Below are 16,850 nucleotides of genomic sequence, written 5' to 3' on the forward strand. Positions count from 1 at the left end.
CCCTCAGTTTTCCACCAACGCGCTGTCAAGAGCTAGTGGTTGCCCTTCGCACTCGCGCACAATATGGCTATGACTCCGGCACGCACGAGCGGCTCGAAAGGCGATGTGCTCGTCGACGTCGACGGTCACCGCCTCAAACTGACGCACCTCGACAAGGTGATCTACCCCGAGACGGGCACCACGAAGGCGGATGTTCTGCAGTACTACTCCGAGATCGCCGACGTGATGCTGCCGTACGTTCGCGACCGCGCCGCCACGCGCAAGCGCTGGGTGAACGGTGCGGGCACCGCCGAGCATCCGGGCGAGATGTTCTTTCAGAAGAACCTCGGCGACGGCACCCCCACCTGGGTCAAGCGGCGGGCGATCGAACACTCGACGCACGACAACGAATACCCGCTCGTCAACAATCGCGCCACGCTCACCTGGCTGGCCCAGATCGCCGCGCTCGAGATCCACGTGCCGCAGTGGCGGTTCGGGCGCAACGGGGCGCGCAAGAACCCGGATCGTCTGGTGCTCGACCTCGATCCCGGAGACGGCGTCGGCCTGCCGGAATGCGCCGAGGTGGCCCGGCTGGCGCGCACGATTCTGCAGGGCATGGGGCTCGACCCGATGCCGGTCACGAGCGGAAGCAAGGGCATCCACCTCTATGCCGCGCTCGATGGCTCGCAGACGAGCGACCAGGTGTCGGCGGTCGCCCACGAACTGGCGCGCATTCTCGAGGCAGACCACCCCGATCTCATCGTGAGCGACATGAAGAAGTCGCTGCGCGGCGGCAAAGTACTCGTCGACTGGAGCCAGAACAACGGCTCGAAGACCACGGTGGCGCCGTATTCGCTACGCGGGCGCGCCCACCCGATGGTGGCGGCTCCGCGCACCTGGCGCGAGCTGGCGTCGAAGTCGCTCGCCCAGCTCGACTACACAGAGGTACTTGCGCGGGTGAAGCGGCGGGGTGATCCGCTCTCGGTGATTCTCGAGGCCGACGGCGGCGAGGTGTGGCTGCCGGACGAACCCGGGGGTGGCGTCGATGGCGGCGTCGTCGATGGCGACGGCGCGACGGGCGCGGCTGGCGTGGCCGAGACGGATGCGCCCGACCGCCTGCACCGCTACCGCTCGAAACGCGACGGCCGTAAGACGCCCGAGCCGGTTCCGGATGCCCGGCCGGCGCCCGGCGAAGGAAACTCGTTCGTCATTCAGAAACACGACGCAACGCGCCTGCACTACGACTTTCGGCTCGAACACAACGGGGTGCTCGTGTCGTGGGCGCTGCCGAAGGGTACGCCGACCGAAACCAAGGTCAATCATCTCGCCGTGCAGACCGAAGACCATCCGCTCGAGTACGGCTCGTTCGCCGGCACTATTCCGAAGGGCGAGTACGGCGGCGGCACGGTCGAGATCTGGGACGAGGGTGTCTACGACCTCGAGAAATGGCGCGAGGGCAAAGAGATCATCGCCACCTTGCACGGCACGAAAAAGGGCGGCCTCGGCGGTGCACGTAAGTTCGCGCTCATCCACACCGGCTCCGGCGGCGGCTCGAAAGCCGACCAGAATTGGCTCATCCACCTGATGGAGCCGCACTACAGCGCCGCCAGCGAGAAGCGGCACGAGTCCCTGCCCCCGCAGCCCGACGACGAGGCGCCGGCGATCAACGCGGCGGTTTCTCGAACGACCCCGGCCGCCCCCAGCACACCGATCGCGCCGATGCTCGCCACCCTCGGCTCCGAACGTGACCTTCTGCGCGCCGACGAGTGGGCCTACGAGATGAAGTGGGACGGTATTCGTGCGGTGGCCTACATCGACGGGTCGGGCGTGCGCTTGCTCACGCGCAACGGAAACGACGTGAGCGCCCAGTACCCCGACCTCGCCGAGCCGCTGACCCGGGCATCCGCTGGCCACGAACTCGTGCTCGACGGAGAGATTGTGGCGCTCGACTCGAAGGGCCGGCCGAGCTTCAGCCGGCTGCAGCAGCGTATGAACCTGCAGGGCGAAGCCGACGTCAAACGCGCGCTCGCGGCCGTGGGGGTGCACTACCTCGTCTTCGACGTGCTGAACCTCGACGGGCGCTCGCTGTTGCGGCAGACGTACGACGACCGCCGTATGGCGCTCGAAGAGACGGTCAAACCGGATGCCCGTTCCCTGGTTCAGGTGCCCGCCGCCTTCGCCGGCGACTTCGCGGCAGCCTTCGCCGCGAGCAAGAGTCTCGGCCTCGAGGGCGTCATGGCGAAGAAGCACGAGAGCACCTACACGGCGGGGCGCCGCTCGAAGTCATGGATCAAGGTGAAGCACCACCTCACGCAGGAAGTGGTGATCGGCGGGTGGCGGCCGGGAAACGGCCGGCGCGCCGAGGGAGTCGGGTCGCTTCTACTGGGCATTCCCGACGATGGGGGCCTTCGTTACGTCGGTCGGGTCGGAACCGGCTTCAGTGATGCCGATCTCGACCGCCTGAAGCAGCGCGTCGCGACGCTCGCACGCACGACTTCGCCGTTCAGCGACGTTCCGCGAGACGTCGCTGCAGACGCGAACTGGCTGAGCCCCGAACTGGTGGGCGAGGTCGAATTCGCCGAGTGGACGGGCTCTGACCATCTGCGGCAACCGAGCTGGCGCGGCTGGCGAACTGACAAGTCCCCGAGCGATGTCAAGCGTGAGTCGTAGGCGAGCGCGCGGGTGCGAGTGGCCCTAAGATAGATGCCATGACTCAGTTAGGTAAGGGCCCCGTCGAGACTCGGCAGTCGACCGGGGGAGTGGTGACCGTCGTCACACTCATCGTCTCGCTCGTGTTGTTCGTCGGCGGAATGTACCTGTTCGGTCTGGCGTTCCAGTTTCCCGACTTCGCCACGCTGATCTTCTCGTCTGGCCTGGTCGCTGTCGTGCTCGGTGTGTTCATTCCGCTGCAGTTGCTTCGGCACGTAGACGGTGCTTAACCGCACCGCATGACCGGCCGACGCCGGCAACAAAAAAGCTCCCGATTGCTCGGGAGCTTTTTTCATGCCCGTGAGGCGCGTGGCATCCGGTTACTCGGCTGCCACCGCCGCACCGGATTCGGCCTGGCGCTTCGCCATGGCCTCGTCGTACTCCTTGCGTACCTCGGTCATGTCGAGCTCACGAACCTGTTCGATGAGGTTCTCGAGCGCGGGCTGGGGAAGGGCGCCGGGCTGGCCGAAGATGGGGATGCCGTCGCGGTAGACGACGAGCGTCGGAATCGACGTGATGCCGTAGCTGGCGGCCAGCGCCTGCTGGTCTTCTGTGTCGACCTTCGCGAAGGTGATGTCGGTGTTCTTCTCGCTGGTGGCTTCGAAGACGGGCCCGAACTGGCGGCACGGGCCGCACCAGGCAGCCCAGAAGTCGATCAGAACGATGCCGTCGGCCACGGTCTGGTCGTGGTTGTCCTGGGTCAAAGTTTGCGTGCTCACACTGAGTGAAACAGCTATTCGGTCAGGGTATTCCCGGTGCCGGCCGGCATCGGCTTCACGAACACGCGGCGCATGTGGTCAGACGAGAGATAGTCGGCGACCCCGATGAGCACCAGGCTGAAGAGAATCTGCTCGGTGATCATCCAGAGCGGGTACAGACCCGGAATGGCCGCGATGATGAGCGTCACGATCGGAAAGATCTTGCTGAACAGGCGCAGTCGCGAGTACGCCCAGTAGTACCCCTCGCGTGCCCGCCAGGCGAAATAGAACAGGGTCGTGGTGATGCCGAGAACAACGACTCCGCGAAACCAGACGGGCCAGGCGACGGGCTGGCCGTTCATGGTGAGAATCCACGCGATGAGAAGCGCTGCCAGGCCGAGAACGAACTCGACGGCGAGCAGCCAGGTGATCGCCGTGAAGGCCCGTCTCGTGCGCGGGTGGCCGAGCAGATCGTCGTCGACGCGGTAGCCCGCGTGGCGGCCTGCGGCCAGCCGGTCGACTCGCTCGAAAACCATACGTCGAGTGTACGCGCGCTGGCCCGCTCGGCCGGTGGATGGCCGGGGCCGAACGAATAGGCTAGGCAGATGACCGACCAGGCCGCACCGGCATCCGCAACTCTCCCGGCACTCGGTGTAGCGGTCGCGCAGTTCGCCCCGACGGCCGACGTCGACGCGAACATCGCCGAAATACGGCGGCTCACCGAAGTCGCGGTCACGCGCGGTGCCGCACTCGTGGTCTTTCCCGAGTACTCCTCGCACTTCGCGGCACCGCTCGGCCCGACAGCGCTCGCGGCGGCGCAACCCCTCGATGGCCCGTTCGCGGCCGCCCTTTCGGCGATCGCGCGTGACCACGGTGTGCACGTCGTCGCGGGAATGGTCGAAAGCGCCGATGGTGCGCACTACTTCAATACGCTGCTGGCGTTCGATCCTGCCGGCACTCTCGTCGCGACGTACCGAAAGCTGCACCTCTATGACGCGTTCGGTGGCCGTGAAAGCGAGTGGATGCGCGCGGGGGTCATCGAGCATCCGCAGACCTTCTCGGTCGGGCCCTTCACGGTGGGACTGCAGACCTGTTACGACGTGCGTTTTCCCGAAGTAACACGCTGGCTCGTCGACGCAGGGGTGGATCTGGTGCTGATTCCGTCGGAGTGGGTGCCCGGCCCCGCGAAAGAACGGCACTGGAACACGCTCGTCACCGCCCGGGCCATCGAGAACACCGTTTTCATCGCGGCGGCAGATCACACCGCGCCGGGAGGGGTGGGGCTCAGCATGGTCGTCGACCCGATGGGTGAGGTGATCGCGAGCATCGGCGCACAGGCCGACGTCGCGGTGGCCTTCATCGATGCCGAACGATTGGCGGCGGTGCGGCGCACCAACCCGGCGCTGGTCTTGCGCAGGTTTCGCGTCGTGCCGAAAGAAGACTAGCGGCCGAAAACTAGCGGCCGAAAGAAGACTAGCGGCCGAGCCGAGCCAGCTGGGCTGCCGCGAGTTCGAGCACCTCGACACGCTTGCAGAACGCGAAGCGCACCAGCGAGGAGTATTCGCCGGCCAGCTCCTCGTGGCAGAACGCCGAGATGGGTACAGCTACGACGCCGGCCAGTTCGGGCAGCTCGCGACAGAGGGTGATGGCGTTGTCGTAGCCCAGCGGGGCGGCATCTGCGACGACGAAGTACCCGGCCTTCGAATCGAAGACCTCGAAGCCTGCCTTCTCGAGCCCGTGACTGAGCACGTCACGCTTGTTCTTGAGGGTCGCAGCGATCTCGGCGAAGAACTCGTCGGGCAGGGCGAGACCCGTTGCGATAGCAGGCTGGAACGGCGCGCCATTGACGTAGGTCAAAAACTGCTTGACCGTGAGAATGGCGGTGATCAGTTTGGCCGGGCCGGTGATCCAGCCGATCTTCCAGCCGGTGGTGCTGAACGTCTTGCCGCCCGACGAGATGGTGAGGGTTCGCTCCCACGCTCCTGGCAGACTGGCGATCGGCACGTGCGGCTCGTCGAAGGTGAGGTGCTCGTAGACCTCGTCGGTCACGATGAGGGCATCGTGCTCGTGCGCGAGCTCGACGATGAGTTCGAGGATGTCGCGGCCGAGAATGGTGCCGGTGGGGTTGTGCGGCGAATTGATGAGAATCAACCGGGTGCGGTCGGTGATGGCGGCACGCAGGTCGTCGGGGTCGGGCTGAAAGTCGGGCAGTCGCAACGGCACGGTGCGGTGCTCACCGCGGGCGAGCGAGATGAGTGCGCCGTAGGCGTCGTAGAACGGCTCGAGGGTCACGACCTCGTCACCCTCGTCGACGAGGCCCAAGATCGTCGCGGCGAGTGCCTCGGTTGCGCCGGCGGTGACCAGCACCTCGGTGTCGGGCTCGACATCGATGTCGTAGAACCTCTTCTGGTGGTCGGCGATAGCCGTTCGCAGCTCGATCGTGCCGCGGCCCGGCGGGTATTGGTTGACTCCGCGCTTGATGGCCCGGCGCGCGGCATCGATCACCTCATCGGGGCCGTCTTCGTCGGGAAAGCCCTGACCGAGATTGATGGCGCCGGTCGCCTCGGCGAGGGCGCTCATCTCGGCGAAGATCGTCGCGCTGATCGTACCGTCGGGCGCTAAGAGGCCCGCTCCTTCTGCCGCGCGTTGCCACGGACCGCTGATTGACATTCCTCAAACTTACCGGCACTCGGAACGGCCGACCGCCGGTGGCTGCACATGCGACCGCGTCATTCTCTTCAGCCGTGTTCAACCTGGCAGACCGCCTTCAGCCCTTACATATAGAACGCTCAGCAAAGCCGGGAATGCTGAGCATGCTTGAAAGGAGCACCATCCCGTGTCAGACAGCACTGAGAACGACAGCACCCCCGAGGCAGTGACGCCTCCCGAGCCAGAGCAGCAGCACGCCGCCGCTCAGCCCACCGAGGTTCAGCCGACCGCAGAGTATCCGACCGAGGTTCAGCCCACCGAGGTTCAGCCGACCGCAGAGTATCCGACCGAGGTTCAGCCCACCGAGGTGCTGCCTCCAGCACCTCAGCAGCCCGAGGTTCAGCAGCAGAACGCGCAGCCCAGCCAGACGCAGCCGACTGTGCCGTACGTTGCTCCTGCGGCAGCTACACCGCGGGAGGTCGTTCCGCCGGCTCCCGTCGCGCCCACGGCTCCCGTTGCACCCACAGCGCCCGTCGCCGGCATTCCGCCGTACGGCCAGCAGACGCCCACCCCGCCTGTCGCAGGCCAGCCCGCTCAGCCGCAGTACGGCCAATACGCGCCGGCCCCGGGCATCGCTCCGGTCGCGCCCACCGCCAACTACGGCAATGGTTCGTTTGGTCAGCCCCCGGTGGGGCCCCCGCAGTACGGCCCCGACGGGCAGCCCCTCGCCGCAGCCCCCGCCCCGGCGAAACGACGCGGGGGAGCAGCCCTGGTCGCTGCACTCGTCATCGGCGCACTGATCGGTGGAGCATCCGGTGCCGGCATCAGCGTGTGGGCGCTCTCGCAGAACGACAACGGTTCGACGCAGGCCTCGAGCCCGCAGACCATCACCGTGAACAACCCGAACAGCGTCACCGACATCACCGCGGTCGCCGCCAAGGCTTCGCCGTCGGTCGTCACCCTCTCGGTGACCGACAACTCGACGACCTCGGGCACTGGTTCGGGCGTCATTCTCTCGGCTGACGGCTACGTTCTCACCAACACCCACGTGGTGACGCTCGACGGCGCCACGGCGAGTCCCACCATTTCGGTGACCGCCGCCGACGGCAAGATCTACGTCGGAAAGGTCGTCGGCACCGATCCTGTCGCCGACCTCGCCGTTGTGAAACTGCAAGACGCCAGCGGGCTCACTCCCATCGAATGGGGTGACTCGTCCAAGCTCAACGTGGGTGACACCGCCATCGCTATCGGCGCACCGCTCGGTCTGTCGGGCACCGTCACGAACGGCATCGTCAGCTCGTTGAACCGCAGCATCACCGTCGCTTCGTCGGCCGCCCCCGACACCTCAGGTGAGCAGGCGACACCCGACCCCAACAGCACGGGCAGCCCCTACGACTTCTGGAATTTCGACATTCCGGGCCAGGGCACGCAGAGCCAGACGCCGTCGACCGCGAGCAGCACCATTTCGCTCGCCGTCATTCAGACCGATGCGGCCATCAACCCGGGCAACTCGGGCGGGGCGCTGCTCAACTCCAACGGACAGCTGATCGGCATCAACGTGGCGATCGCCAGCGCAGACAGCTCGAGTTCGTCGTCGACGAGCCAGTCGGGCAGCATCGGAGTCGGCTTCTCGATTCCGGCGAACTTCGCCAAGCGCATCTCTGATGAGATCATCGCCAACGGCAAGGCCACGCACGGCCTGCTCGGCGCTTCGATCGCTGCCGCCGGCACTTCGTCGCAGACGGTCGTCGGTGCATCGGTCGCCGATGTCACCAGCGGGGGCGCTGCCGCCGCTGCGGGCATTCAGAAGGGTGACGTGATCACCGCGTTCAACGGTATTGCGATCACCGACGCGACCGACCTCACCGCGCAGGTACGTGTGCTGCCGGCGGGCGCCACCGCCTCGGTCACGTACCTTCGTGACGGCAAGTCGAATACGGTGACGGTAACGCTCGGCGCACTCGCGAGCTGATCGACCGTCGCGACCTTCGCGGTCGTCGCGGTGTTCGCCCTGAGGCCTGGCCCGCGCGAGCGTTGCGGGCTGCTGGTAGGCTCTTCGTTGCTTTGGCGCGAAGGGCCTACCGGTCTGTTTGCACCTCGTCGATACGGCGAAATCAACAAGGCGAAATCACCCAAGGCGACTAGTACCGAGCGGAACAGATGACCGACCCCACGCCCACCACTCATGTCTTGCCGCCCATCACCGCGATTCTCGTGGTGCGCGATGACGTGACGACCGTCGAGGCGGCTATCGCCTCGGTGCGCGCGCAAGACTATGCGCCCGGCGTCGACATCGTGGTCGCCATTGCGCCCAGCTCCGACGGCACCGCGGATGTCGTGCGCGCGCTCGCCGCGAGCGATGCGCGACTCACGATGCTCGAGTTCTCGTCGACGTCTCTCGTCGTGGGTCTGAACGAGGCCATCGCTGCCGCTCGTACCGCTGTGATCATTCGCGTCGACCCGCGGTCGGTGCTGGCCCCCGATTTCGCGGTCAACGCGGTGCGAGCCATGGAACGAACGGATGCCGCAGCCCTCGTCGCGCGCACGACGCCCGTCGGGCGCACTCCCTTCGTGCGCGCCGTCGCGACCGCACAGCAGCATCGCCTCGGATTAGGCGGCGACCCACTCACGCCGCGCGGGCCGGAGGCGCAGACGCAGTCGGCCCAGGCTCACGTCATTCGCCGGCGCAGCTTCATCGACATCGGACTGTACAACGAAGAGATCAGGCACGGTCAGGGCTGGGAGCTCAACGAACGTCTGCGCGAAGCCGGAAACACCGTCTGGTTCGCGCCCGATCTCACGCTGGAGTACACGCCGCCCACCCGCGTCGTGCAACTCACCCGATCGCTTTTCGCCGAAGGATTGTGGCGAGGCGAGTTCGCCCGGGCCTTTCCTGAAGAGAAGGTCTTGCGCTTCGCCCTGCCTCCGGTCATCGTTCTGACGACGATCATCGGATTCATTCTGGGTGCGATCGGCTTTTTCGGCGGGGTAGCGGGTGCTCTCGGCCCCGCCGCTGTCGTCTCCCTCGTGCTGTTCGCTCTGCTGGTGGTGCCGCTTGCCTACGTGGTTGTCGTGCTCGTACTTGCGGTGTCGGTGATGGTGCGGTCGGGTTTTCGAACGGGGTTGTGGTTCGCGGCGGTGCTGCCGTTCATCCACTTCAGTTGGGGCTTCGGGTTCATCGCCGGATTCGTGAATCTCGAAGGTGCGGCCGACACGGTCATCGTCGATTTCGACTAGGCAGCGGTTTATCGGTCGAACCGGTCGAACCGGTAAGTCTCGGTGAAACGGGCTCCGGCGCTGTCGACGACACCGACTCGAAGAAGGCAGGGGCCGTCGTGGCGGGTCACTCGCACTCGCGCCCGCCGATTCAGCGCCCGCACCGATGTCGCTCGAGCCGACGACCACGCGGGTGTCTCGTCGTCGAGGCCGGCATCGGTCACGACGTGCCACGTGCGCACCGGCAAACCGCGCGGAGACAACTCGTCGAGCAGTTCGACGGTGGCCTCGATCGATTCTGCTTCGGGCAGGTGCCAACAAATGGCTACGGATAAAGCGGCTCCCGAACGAACGTGGCCGTCAGATGAAGATGGTTTCTTGTGCATGAGGCATTAAAGCATCAGGCACAGACACTCCCCATCTGCGATGCTTCGCAGCCCTAGAAGCTGACCCGCCAGAGGTACTCGTCGCCCGAAGGGCGAAACCATCGAACGACAAGCACGGTTCGGCGAGCGAGGTCGTCGCCCCGGATCACCACCTCGATGGCGGCGCCCACATCGAGGGCCCGGGGAGCAGCCGAGGGCATGGCGCCCGAACCCAACAGCGACATGGTCACACCGACGAGAGGCTCGTGCCCGATATTGAACAGGCGATAACGCGGAGCTTCGCTTCGGTCGACGCGAAGCGGCACGGCGTACGCGGGCTCGGCGGGCGCGCTCGCATGGTCGTCGGGGTGAAACCACGGTGAGTGCAGCGCTTGTCGCATGCCGAGATGATAAGTCGACCCGGTGACGCGGTGTCTGCGCTGAGCCGGGGGCGACGCAGACCTGTGCAATTCACATCGAAGTCGATGCCTGTGGAGGGTTGTCTGCCGGCAATCCGTAATTCACCACGCGCTCAGAAGAAGGCTGCCGGGGCGGCTTCGGTGGTTTGCGCTGCTTCGGCGGCTTCGGCACCGTCGAAGGCTTCGGAACGGTCTTCTCCGCACGCAGTCTCGGCACTCTGCCGCGCTTGGGCTTGGCCTCGTCGGCCGAAGGCGACGCGGATGACGTCGATTCGGGCATCCGAATGGTCTGTTCGAGTCCGACGGGAAACACCACAGGAGCCGGGCCGAATGCCGTTCGGGCATTTTTCACCACGCGTCGGCCCAAAATGTTGTTGCCCGCGCCGCCGATGACGGCCCCGATGCCGAACGGCATCAGCCGCCCCACAGCAGTGGATCCGGTCCACGCGATCAGATGCTTCAGAAAGGTCTTCTTCACCTGGTCTGCGACGGGCCCGACGGCTGCTGCGGGCAAGCTGCGGGCCACGATTGTTCCCCAGAATTCGGTACGGGCGACTCCGCCACCGCCGACCTGCTTGGCGAGCTGCTGCACGAGATCTACCCCGCCGCTCCCCATCATCAGCGTCATCACCAGTGCGCGGGCGCGATCGGGGTTCTCGACCGCTATGCCGTGCACCTCGGTGATCGACTGCGCGAAGAGCGCGCTCGCTTCGAGAAATCCGAGGGTCTCAACGCCGGTCAAAGCCAGCGAGGTGCCCGTGCCCACGGCCGGGATGACCGAGGTCGCTCCCACTGCCGCACCGCCCGATGTGACGGCCGTGAGGTAGTGCCGCTCGAGAATCGTAATGAGTTGTTGGGGGCTCGAACCGGGGTGACGCTTGCGCAGCCCGCGAATGTGAGCGAGCACGACCGGGCGGTGGATGCTCAGAACTCGGTCGATTCCACGTGTAACCCGTGGGCTCACCGGGGTGTCATCGATCGGCGACTGTGCGGTCATGGTCTGTGCCCTCCCGAACGCGGTATGAACGGCCAATTGTATGTCGATGAAGACGGATGATCGAGGCTCAGGTTGGTCGCCGGGCGCTGTGATATACATGCTGCAGTCGAAGGTTCTGCGAAAGACTTCTGACAGCGGGGTTGAACGGGGATTGATAGGTTGATGTAGTGAGTTCCGACACAGATCGCCAAGGCGAAGACAGCGAGCACTCCGACGTGAGCACGTCGGAACGCACCTCGCTGCCCGCCGGCGCGGCTACGGCGGCTCGCTCTACGACGGGCACCGTTCGTACCCCCGTGCGGCGTGCTCCGCACGCGCGCGCGGCGTCGACACGGGTGACGCCCGGCACGACACCGAAGAAGCCGACTGCCGCTGCTGCGAAAGCGACGAGCGTGTCGGCTACGGCGACGAGTGCGCCCGCGGATTCGTCTTCTGCCGTCGATCCGGCGCCCCAAACCCACTCTGGTTCTCCCTCAACTCCTGCGCCGAAGACTCCGGCACGCAAGCCGGCCGCCGCGAAGCGGCCAGCGGCAGCGGCAACGCCCCGCACGCCGACGGCCCGGGCCACCACCGCCCGAACACCGGCGGCACGCGTTACGCCCCCTCGAACATCCACGCCGCGCAGCGCCGCGGTCAAACCGACGACGGCACGCCCCGCAGCCAAGGCCCCCGCGTCGAAGTCGCCCGAACCCGCCGTGACCGAAGTTCTGCCTGTCGAAGCGGCACCTACCGAGGTGCTGCCCACGCGGGTGTCACCCGACACCGAGGTCACGCCCCTCGACCGCATCGAGCAGGCGTTCGACACCGCAGTAGTCGAGACGGTCGATGTGAAGGTGCTCAGCGACGATGCGGTGCACGCCGTCTCTGTTGTTGCCGTGACTGTCGACTCCGCGGTCGTCGACGAATCGGTCGTCTACGAGCCGGTCGTTGACGAGCCGGTTATTGATGAGCCCGTGATTGACGAGCCCTCTTTCGACGAGCCCGTTTTCGAGGCGACCGTCGTCGACGAGAGCGTGGTGCTCGACGACCTGTCGGTGGTGAACTTCGACGCCGTCGCCGACGAGCGGGTGGATGTTGTGGCGCTCGACGAGGGTGAAGCCCAGCACGGTGACGCCGAGCAGGGTGACGCCGAGCAGGGCGTTGCCGGCAGAACAGCCTCCGAAGCGGTTCTCTCGCTCACGGGCCTGGTTAAACGCTTCGGCTCCACGATCGCGGTCGACGGCGTCGATCTCGAGGTGCAACGCGGCGGGTTCTACGGTATCGTCGGCCCGAATGGCGCCGGCAAGACCACGACCCTGTCGATGATCACCGGGCTCGTTCGCCCCGATGAAGGCATCGTGCGCGTCAACGGCCACGACGTCTGGAAAGACCCGGCCGACGCCAAACGCATCATCGGAATCCTTCCCGATAAGTTGCGCCTGTTCGATCGACTCACCGGTCGTCAGCTGCTGCACTATTCCGGCTCGCTTCGTGGCCTCAACGGGCAGACCGTGCGCGAGCGCGCCGACGAACTGGCCGAGGCGTTCGGCATTCAGGATGCCCTCAACCGTCTCGTCTCCGACTACTCGGCAGGCATGACCAAGAAGGTCGCCCTCGCGGCCTCGATGATCCACTCGCCCCGACTGCTGGTGCTCGACGAACCCTTCGAATCGGTCGACCCTGTCTCGGCCGATACCGTCACCGACATTCTGCAGAAGTATGTCGCCGCCGGGGGCACCGTCGTGCTCTCCAGCCACAGCATGGAGATGATCGAGCGGGTCTGCGACGGCGTCGCCATCATCGTGCACGGGCGGGTTCTCACCAGCGGCACCGTCGACCATGTCAGAAACGGCTCCACCCTCGAAGATCGGTTCATCGAACTCGCGGGCGGCCACAAAGCAGTTGAAGGCATGGAATGGTTGCTGAGCTCTTTAGACTGAGGCTCGCGCTTCTCCGAAACATCTTCATCGGCACAAAGACCCGTGCGTTCGGGGTCGCCGTCGGGTTGCTCGTCGGGCTGATCGCGCTGATCGTGGTGAGTCTTCAGGTTGCCGGGTTGTCTGGTTCGAAGGCTTCGACCAGTGAGACCGAGCTGGTGATCGCGGGATCGGTCATCGTGCTGGCTTTTGCCGTCGCCCCGCTCATTCTGCAACGCGCCGACCCCGTCGATCCGCGTCGCTTTGCTTTGTTCGGCGTCGCTCCGCGCAGTCTTGCGGCTGGTCTCGCGATCAGCTCGATCGTGGCGCTTCCGGTCGTCGCTGTGACGATCTTCGGTATCGCAACCGTGGTGGCGTGGTCGCACGACCTGGGCCTGGCTCTGCTGGCTGTAGTGGGTGCCGCGCTCGCGGTGCTGACGTGCATCCTGCTCGGCAGGCTGTCATCGTCGCTCGCCGCCTTTCTGCTCTCGACACGTCGGGCCCGTGAGGTCGCCGGCGTTGTGGGCGTGCTGATACTCGTGCTGCTCGCCCCTGCCGTGGTGCTCGCGTTGAGCGTGAACTGGGGCGAATCCGGAGCCACCGTCGGGCAGAACATTGCTGCATTCTTGAGTTACACACCCCTGGGCGCAGGGTGGGCACTGCCCGCCGCAGCCGCCACAGGGCAGGGCGGGGCGGCGTTCCTCAGCTTCATCGTTGCCGCTGTCACGGTGATCGTGCTGTGGTTGGCCTGGCGGTCGCTCGTGACTGTGATGCTGCTCTCGAACCGTCGCGACGACGCTCGCGCCGAGCCCGTCGGCCTGGGATGGTTCGCGAGTCTGCCGTCGACACCGGCAGGTTCGATCGCGGCTCGCAGCCTGACGTACTGGTCTCGCGATCCCCGGTACTTCGTGCCGCTCGTGATCGTGCCGATCGTGCCGATCATCATGGCGATTCCGTTTGTGCTGGTGGCATTTCCGCTCACCATCTACGCTTTGATTCCGCTGCCGGTAATGTGCCTGTTCCTCGGTTTCATGATTCACAATGACATCGCGCTCGATAGTTCTGCGGTGTGGCTGCACATCGTTTCGGGTAAACGCGGTGTCGCCGATCGGGTGGGGCGTATGGCACCTGTGCTGCTGATCGGCCTGCCGTTGATCGGCATCGGATCGGTCGTCACCGTGTTTCTCGCTGGCAACAGCGCCGCGCTGCCGTCGCTGCTCGGAGTGAGCACCTGCCTTCTGCTCTCAGGCATCGGCCTCGGAAGTGTCATTTCGGCGCGTTTTCCGTACGCGGCGACCCGGCCAGGTGACAGCCCCTTCGTTCAGCCGCAGTCGACCGGCTCGACCTCGGTCTTCGTGCAGATCGGCACTGTCGCCGGAACGCTGCTGCTTTCGGCTCCGAGCATCTATTTCGGCATCATCGCTGAGTTCGGCAACGCTGAGGCACACACGGCGGCGCTGTGGTGGGGCGTCGTCACCGGTCTCGTCGTGGTGGTTCTCGGGGCTGTGGCCGGGGGAGCGATCGTCAATCGTCGAGGGCCGGAAATTCTCGCCACCTCGCTGCGGGCCTAAAGCGCGGCGGTAGAATTTCGGCATGACGATTTCGCCCCGATCATCCATCGCCGAGCCCGGAGGCCCGGGCGCCCTGCCCGAGGGCGGGGGCACCGCGACCCTCGAGCGCGAGCTCGAAGAACTTCTTGAGAACGAACACTTCGAACCCGGCGACCACGAGCGGTTCTCGCACTATGTGCAGAAAGAGAAGATTCTCGAGTCGGCAATGACTGGAAAGCCGGTCAAAGCCCTCTGTGGCAAAAAGTGGATCCCAGGTCGCGACCCCGACAAGTTTCCGGTCTGCCCGACCTGCAAAGAGATCTACGAGAAGATGCAAGACGAGTAACTACGAGCAGCGCGCCGGGTTTAACTTCACCGGTCGCTCGGCCTGTGCCGGGCCGGGCTGAGCTGGGTTTAATAAAGCCAGGATGAGGTTTGCCAAATAGTCGCTCTGTCGTTGGAGCGAACTTATTTTCGAGGTGACCATCTCGAAATGCGGGGTGACCCTCGGGTGTCGGTGGGTGGTGATATTTATGGTGGTGCGGTAGGTCGTTTGGTGGCAAGCCCGGTAGGGCGCGGCAGCCCGGGATGCCCGGGGTGGGTGTTTCGGGGTGCGAATTCCCGTGGTTCGGAGCCACTTTGTTAGTGAGAATACCTCGGGATTGTGGTATGATCGGTCTATGTCCGCAACACCCCCTCCGCCCACCGGCAGCCCCGCCGACGGCCCCAACGATCCCGACAATGCTCGGGTGTCGTTGGGTGTGCTGTTGGCGGAAGCGGTCGCGGCGTGCGGAGAATGTGGAGCGTTCCGGGCTGCCGCGCCCTGCGGGCTTGCCGACGAAGAATTATTGGCCGGCTTGGTTGCGGTGGAGCGGCTGGGCAGGTTGGTAGACGGGTTACGTACGCAGGTGGCTGGAGATGTCGCAGACCGCAGCAGACACGAGCTGGGGGAGGAGTCACTCGCACGCAAACAGGGGTTCGCGAACGCTGTCGAACTGATCGTCGCCAGCACGTCGGTATCACGCTCGACAGCGCGAAGCCGGATCAAGCTGGGGGTGCAGGTATTGCCGTCGGTTGTGGTTGGGATGCCTGTCCCGTCGAGGTTCCCGGAGGTCGAAGACGCGTTACGGTCGGGCCTGATCGGTATCGACACCGCTGAAGCCATTACCCGCCCGCTGTCGGAGGCGGCCCCGAACTGCGGCACCGAGGAGATCCGTGCGGTCGAACGGCAACTCGTTGACTGGGCTATCGACGGTATCGGTGGGGTGCGGTTCGGTGCGGATGATATTCGCGGCCTCGCTGTCCGGGCGAGAGAGTCGCTCGACGCAGACGGTGCGGAACCCCGGTACAAAGACTTGGAAGCGAAACGCGGTCTGACATTCTCGAACACCCGCTCAGGGTGCGTTCGGGTGAACGGGATACTCACGCCGGAGCAGGGCGGGGTGTGGATGGCCGTTGATCACGCGATCTCCAGCCCCAGAGTCGCCGGACACATCCCCTTCGACCCCGGCACACCCAACGCCGACGCCGACGCCGACGCTGGAGTCGGCGCCACCGCCACCGCCACCGCCACCGCCATCGATGATGATGCGGAGGCGGTAGCGGTCGATACGCGCACGTTGCCGCAGCGTCGGGTGGACGTGTTCACCGAGGTCATCCGGGTCGCCGCAGGGTTGTCGGGGATGCCGCAGATCAACGGTGCACGGCCGGTGCTGAACATCCACGCCACCCTCGACGACGTCGTCAGTGGGCGTGGCGTGGGGTGGATCGACGGCATCGACGAACCCGTTCCCGCGTCGGTGGTCGCGCAGACTCTCTGCCACGCCGACATCGTCATGACCGTGTTCGGTGCGCACGGCGAGGTGCTGCACCTCGGGAAAACGAGGCGCCTGTTCAGCGCTGCCCAGAACCGGGCATTGGCGAATCGTGATGGCGGGTGTGTGTGGAAGGGCTGCAACCGGCCACCACAGTTCTGCGAGAGCCACCATGTCGTCGACTGGAAAGACGACACGTACGCACCGGGTGTGACGGATGTGTGCAACGGGGCATTGTTGTGCAAGTTCCACCACAACCATTTACATACCGCTGACTGGCGGCTGGTCATGGTTGACGGGGTGCCGCATCTGATTCCACCGAAATGGGTCGACCATCAGCAGCGACCCCAACGGTGCCGACAAACCTCAGACCGACTCACGAAAACCGGGCCACCGAACATTTTCGAACGACGAAGACGCGACAACACACCCGCGCGGCCGAGATTCACCGACACCGACTAGCGGCGATACCGATACCGCCACCGATACCGATACCGATGCATCGACGCGCTCGCTCTTTGGGAGACAGCGTCGGGAAGGCCGGCCAGGCGGACCCCAG

The 16,850-nt window shown here is 65.5% G+C and carries 15 protein-coding genes; 9 read left to right on the forward strand and 6 right to left on the reverse strand.

Annotated elements, in window-relative coordinates:
* Nucleotides 1-69: 69 nt before the first annotated feature.
* Nucleotides 70-2,649 carry an ATP-dependent DNA ligase gene (locus LQ955_RS03960; protein ID WP_231026924.1) on the forward strand — a complete coding sequence of 860 codons (2,580 nt, stop codon included), beginning with the start codon at nucleotides 70-72 and terminating at the stop codon, nucleotides 2,647-2,649.
* Nucleotides 2,650-2,687: 38 nt separating this feature from the next.
* A complete protein-coding gene (locus LQ955_RS03965; RefSeq protein WP_231026925.1) occupies nucleotides 2,688-2,918 on the forward strand; it encodes a hypothetical protein in 231 nt (76 codons plus the stop codon).
* A gap of 90 nt (nucleotides 2,919-3,008) precedes the next feature.
* Here LQ955_RS03965 and trxA read toward each other — a convergent pair whose 3' ends face one another.
* Both trxA and LQ955_RS03975 read right to left on the reverse strand, forming a co-directional pair.
* Nucleotides 3,009-3,407 carry a thioredoxin gene (gene trxA / locus LQ955_RS03970; protein ID WP_231026926.1) on the reverse strand — a complete coding sequence of 133 codons (399 nt, stop codon included), beginning with the start codon at nucleotides 3,405-3,407 and terminating at the stop codon, nucleotides 3,009-3,011.
* A 14-nt stretch (nucleotides 3,408-3,421) separates the two neighbouring features.
* Complete coding sequence (locus tag LQ955_RS03975) at nucleotides 3,422-3,922, reverse strand: hypothetical protein (protein WP_231026927.1); 501 nt, start codon at nucleotides 3,920-3,922, stop codon at nucleotides 3,422-3,424.
* 69 nt (nucleotides 3,923-3,991) lie between these two features.
* Between LQ955_RS03975 and LQ955_RS03980 the strand changes: the two genes are divergently transcribed.
* The gene (locus LQ955_RS03980; protein WP_231026928.1) at nucleotides 3,992-4,831 is read left to right on the forward strand and encodes a carbon-nitrogen hydrolase family protein; all 840 of its coding nucleotides are present in this window, start codon (nucleotides 3,992-3,994) and stop codon (nucleotides 4,829-4,831) included.
* A gap of 28 nt (nucleotides 4,832-4,859) precedes the next feature.
* On the opposite strand, the gene LQ955_RS03985 is transcribed toward LQ955_RS03980, so the two are convergent.
* Nucleotides 4,860-6,056: a pyridoxal phosphate-dependent aminotransferase gene (locus LQ955_RS03985; RefSeq protein WP_231026929.1), complete on the reverse strand. Its 1,197-nt coding sequence runs from the start codon at nucleotides 6,054-6,056 to the stop codon at nucleotides 4,860-4,862.
* A gap of 166 nt (nucleotides 6,057-6,222) precedes the next feature.
* Here LQ955_RS03985 and LQ955_RS03990 point away from each other — a divergent pair, with 166 nt between their 5' ends.
* Nucleotides 6,223-8,007, forward strand: coding sequence for a S1C family serine protease (locus tag LQ955_RS03990; protein ID WP_231026930.1), 1,785 nt, complete (start codon nucleotides 6,223-6,225; stop codon nucleotides 8,005-8,007).
* Nucleotides 8,008-8,195: 188 nt separating this feature from the next.
* The gene (locus LQ955_RS03995) at nucleotides 8,196-9,272 is read left to right on the forward strand and encodes a glycosyltransferase (RefSeq protein WP_231026931.1); all 1,077 of its coding nucleotides are present in this window, start codon (nucleotides 8,196-8,198) and stop codon (nucleotides 9,270-9,272) included.
* An 8-nt stretch (nucleotides 9,273-9,280) separates the two neighbouring features.
* Here LQ955_RS03995 and LQ955_RS04000 read toward each other — a convergent pair whose 3' ends face one another.
* From LQ955_RS04000 to LQ955_RS04010, 3 genes are all read right to left on the reverse strand, one after another.
* Nucleotides 9,281-9,637: a hypothetical protein gene (locus LQ955_RS04000; protein WP_231026932.1), complete on the reverse strand. Its 357-nt coding sequence runs from the start codon at nucleotides 9,635-9,637 to the stop codon at nucleotides 9,281-9,283.
* A 53-nt stretch (nucleotides 9,638-9,690) separates the two neighbouring features.
* Entirely contained in the window at nucleotides 9,691-10,017 is a 327-nt protein-coding gene (locus LQ955_RS04005; protein ID WP_231026933.1) for a hypothetical protein, read from the reverse strand.
* A gap of 70 nt (nucleotides 10,018-10,087) precedes the next feature.
* Nucleotides 10,088-11,032: a hypothetical protein gene (locus LQ955_RS04010; protein ID WP_231026934.1), complete on the reverse strand. Its 945-nt coding sequence runs from the start codon at nucleotides 11,030-11,032 to the stop codon at nucleotides 10,088-10,090.
* 167 nt (nucleotides 11,033-11,199) lie between these two features.
* Here LQ955_RS04010 and LQ955_RS04015 point away from each other — a divergent pair, with 167 nt between their 5' ends.
* The 4 genes from LQ955_RS04015 (at nucleotide 11,200) to LQ955_RS04030 (ending at nucleotide 16,753) form a co-directional block, all read left to right on the forward strand.
* Nucleotides 11,200-12,951, forward strand: a complete 1,752-nt coding sequence (locus LQ955_RS04015) for an ABC transporter ATP-binding protein (protein WP_231026935.1) — start codon at nucleotides 11,200-11,202, stop codon at nucleotides 12,949-12,951.
* Nucleotides 12,927-14,498: an ABC transporter permease gene (locus tag LQ955_RS04020; protein WP_231026936.1), complete on the forward strand. Its 1,572-nt coding sequence runs from the start codon at nucleotides 12,927-12,929 to the stop codon at nucleotides 14,496-14,498. Before LQ955_RS04015 ends, LQ955_RS04020 begins: the two co-directional genes overlap by 25 nt.
* A 22-nt stretch (nucleotides 14,499-14,520) precedes the next feature.
* Nucleotides 14,521-14,823, forward strand: coding sequence for a DUF3039 domain-containing protein (locus LQ955_RS04025; RefSeq protein ID WP_231026937.1), 303 nt, complete (start codon nucleotides 14,521-14,523; stop codon nucleotides 14,821-14,823).
* A 334-nt stretch (nucleotides 14,824-15,157) separates the two neighbouring features.
* Entirely contained in the window at nucleotides 15,158-16,753 is a 1,596-nt protein-coding gene (locus tag LQ955_RS04030) for an HNH endonuclease signature motif containing protein (protein ID WP_231026938.1), read from the forward strand.
* The last annotated feature ends 97 nt before the right edge of the window (nucleotides 16,754-16,850 follow it).

Origin of the sequence: Subtercola endophyticus (genome assembly GCF_021044565.1) — a bacterium.
GTDB lineage: Bacteria > Actinomycetota > Actinomycetes > Actinomycetales > Microbacteriaceae > Subtercola > Subtercola endophyticus.

Coding starts and splice junctions, on each gene's coding strand:
- LQ955_RS03960 (WP_231026924.1), top strand. CDS start 70: ATGACTCCGGCACGCACGAGCGGCTCGAAAGGCGATGTGCTCGTCGAC.
- LQ955_RS03965 (WP_231026925.1), top strand. CDS start 2,688: ATGACTCAGTTAGGTAAGGGCCCCGTCGAGACTCGGCAGTCGACCGGG.
- LQ955_RS03975 (WP_231026927.1), bottom strand. CDS start 3,922: ATGGTTTTCGAGCGAGTCGACCGGCTGGCCGCAGGCCGCCACGCGGGC.
- LQ955_RS03980 (WP_231026928.1), top strand. CDS start 3,992: ATGACCGACCAGGCCGCACCGGCATCCGCAACTCTCCCGGCACTCGGT.
- LQ955_RS03985 (WP_231026929.1), bottom strand. CDS start 6,056: ATGTCAATCAGCGGTCCGTGGCAACGCGCGGCAGAAGGAGCGGGCCTC.
- LQ955_RS03995 (WP_231026931.1), top strand. CDS start 8,196: ATGACCGACCCCACGCCCACCACTCATGTCTTGCCGCCCATCACCGCG.
- LQ955_RS04000 (WP_231026932.1), bottom strand. CDS start 9,637: ATGCACAAGAAACCATCTTCATCTGACGGCCACGTTCGTTCGGGAGCC.
- LQ955_RS04005 (WP_231026933.1), bottom strand. CDS start 10,017: ATGCGACAAGCGCTGCACTCACCGTGGTTTCACCCCGACGACCATGCG.
- LQ955_RS04010 (WP_231026934.1), bottom strand. CDS start 11,032: ATGACCGCACAGTCGCCGATCGATGACACCCCGGTGAGCCCACGGGTT.
- LQ955_RS04020 (WP_231026936.1), top strand. CDS start 12,927: ATGGTTGCTGAGCTCTTTAGACTGAGGCTCGCGCTTCTCCGAAACATC.
- LQ955_RS04025 (WP_231026937.1), top strand. CDS start 14,521: ATGACGATTTCGCCCCGATCATCCATCGCCGAGCCCGGAGGCCCGGGC.
- LQ955_RS04030 (WP_231026938.1), top strand. CDS start 15,158: ATGTCCGCAACACCCCCTCCGCCCACCGGCAGCCCCGCCGACGGCCCC.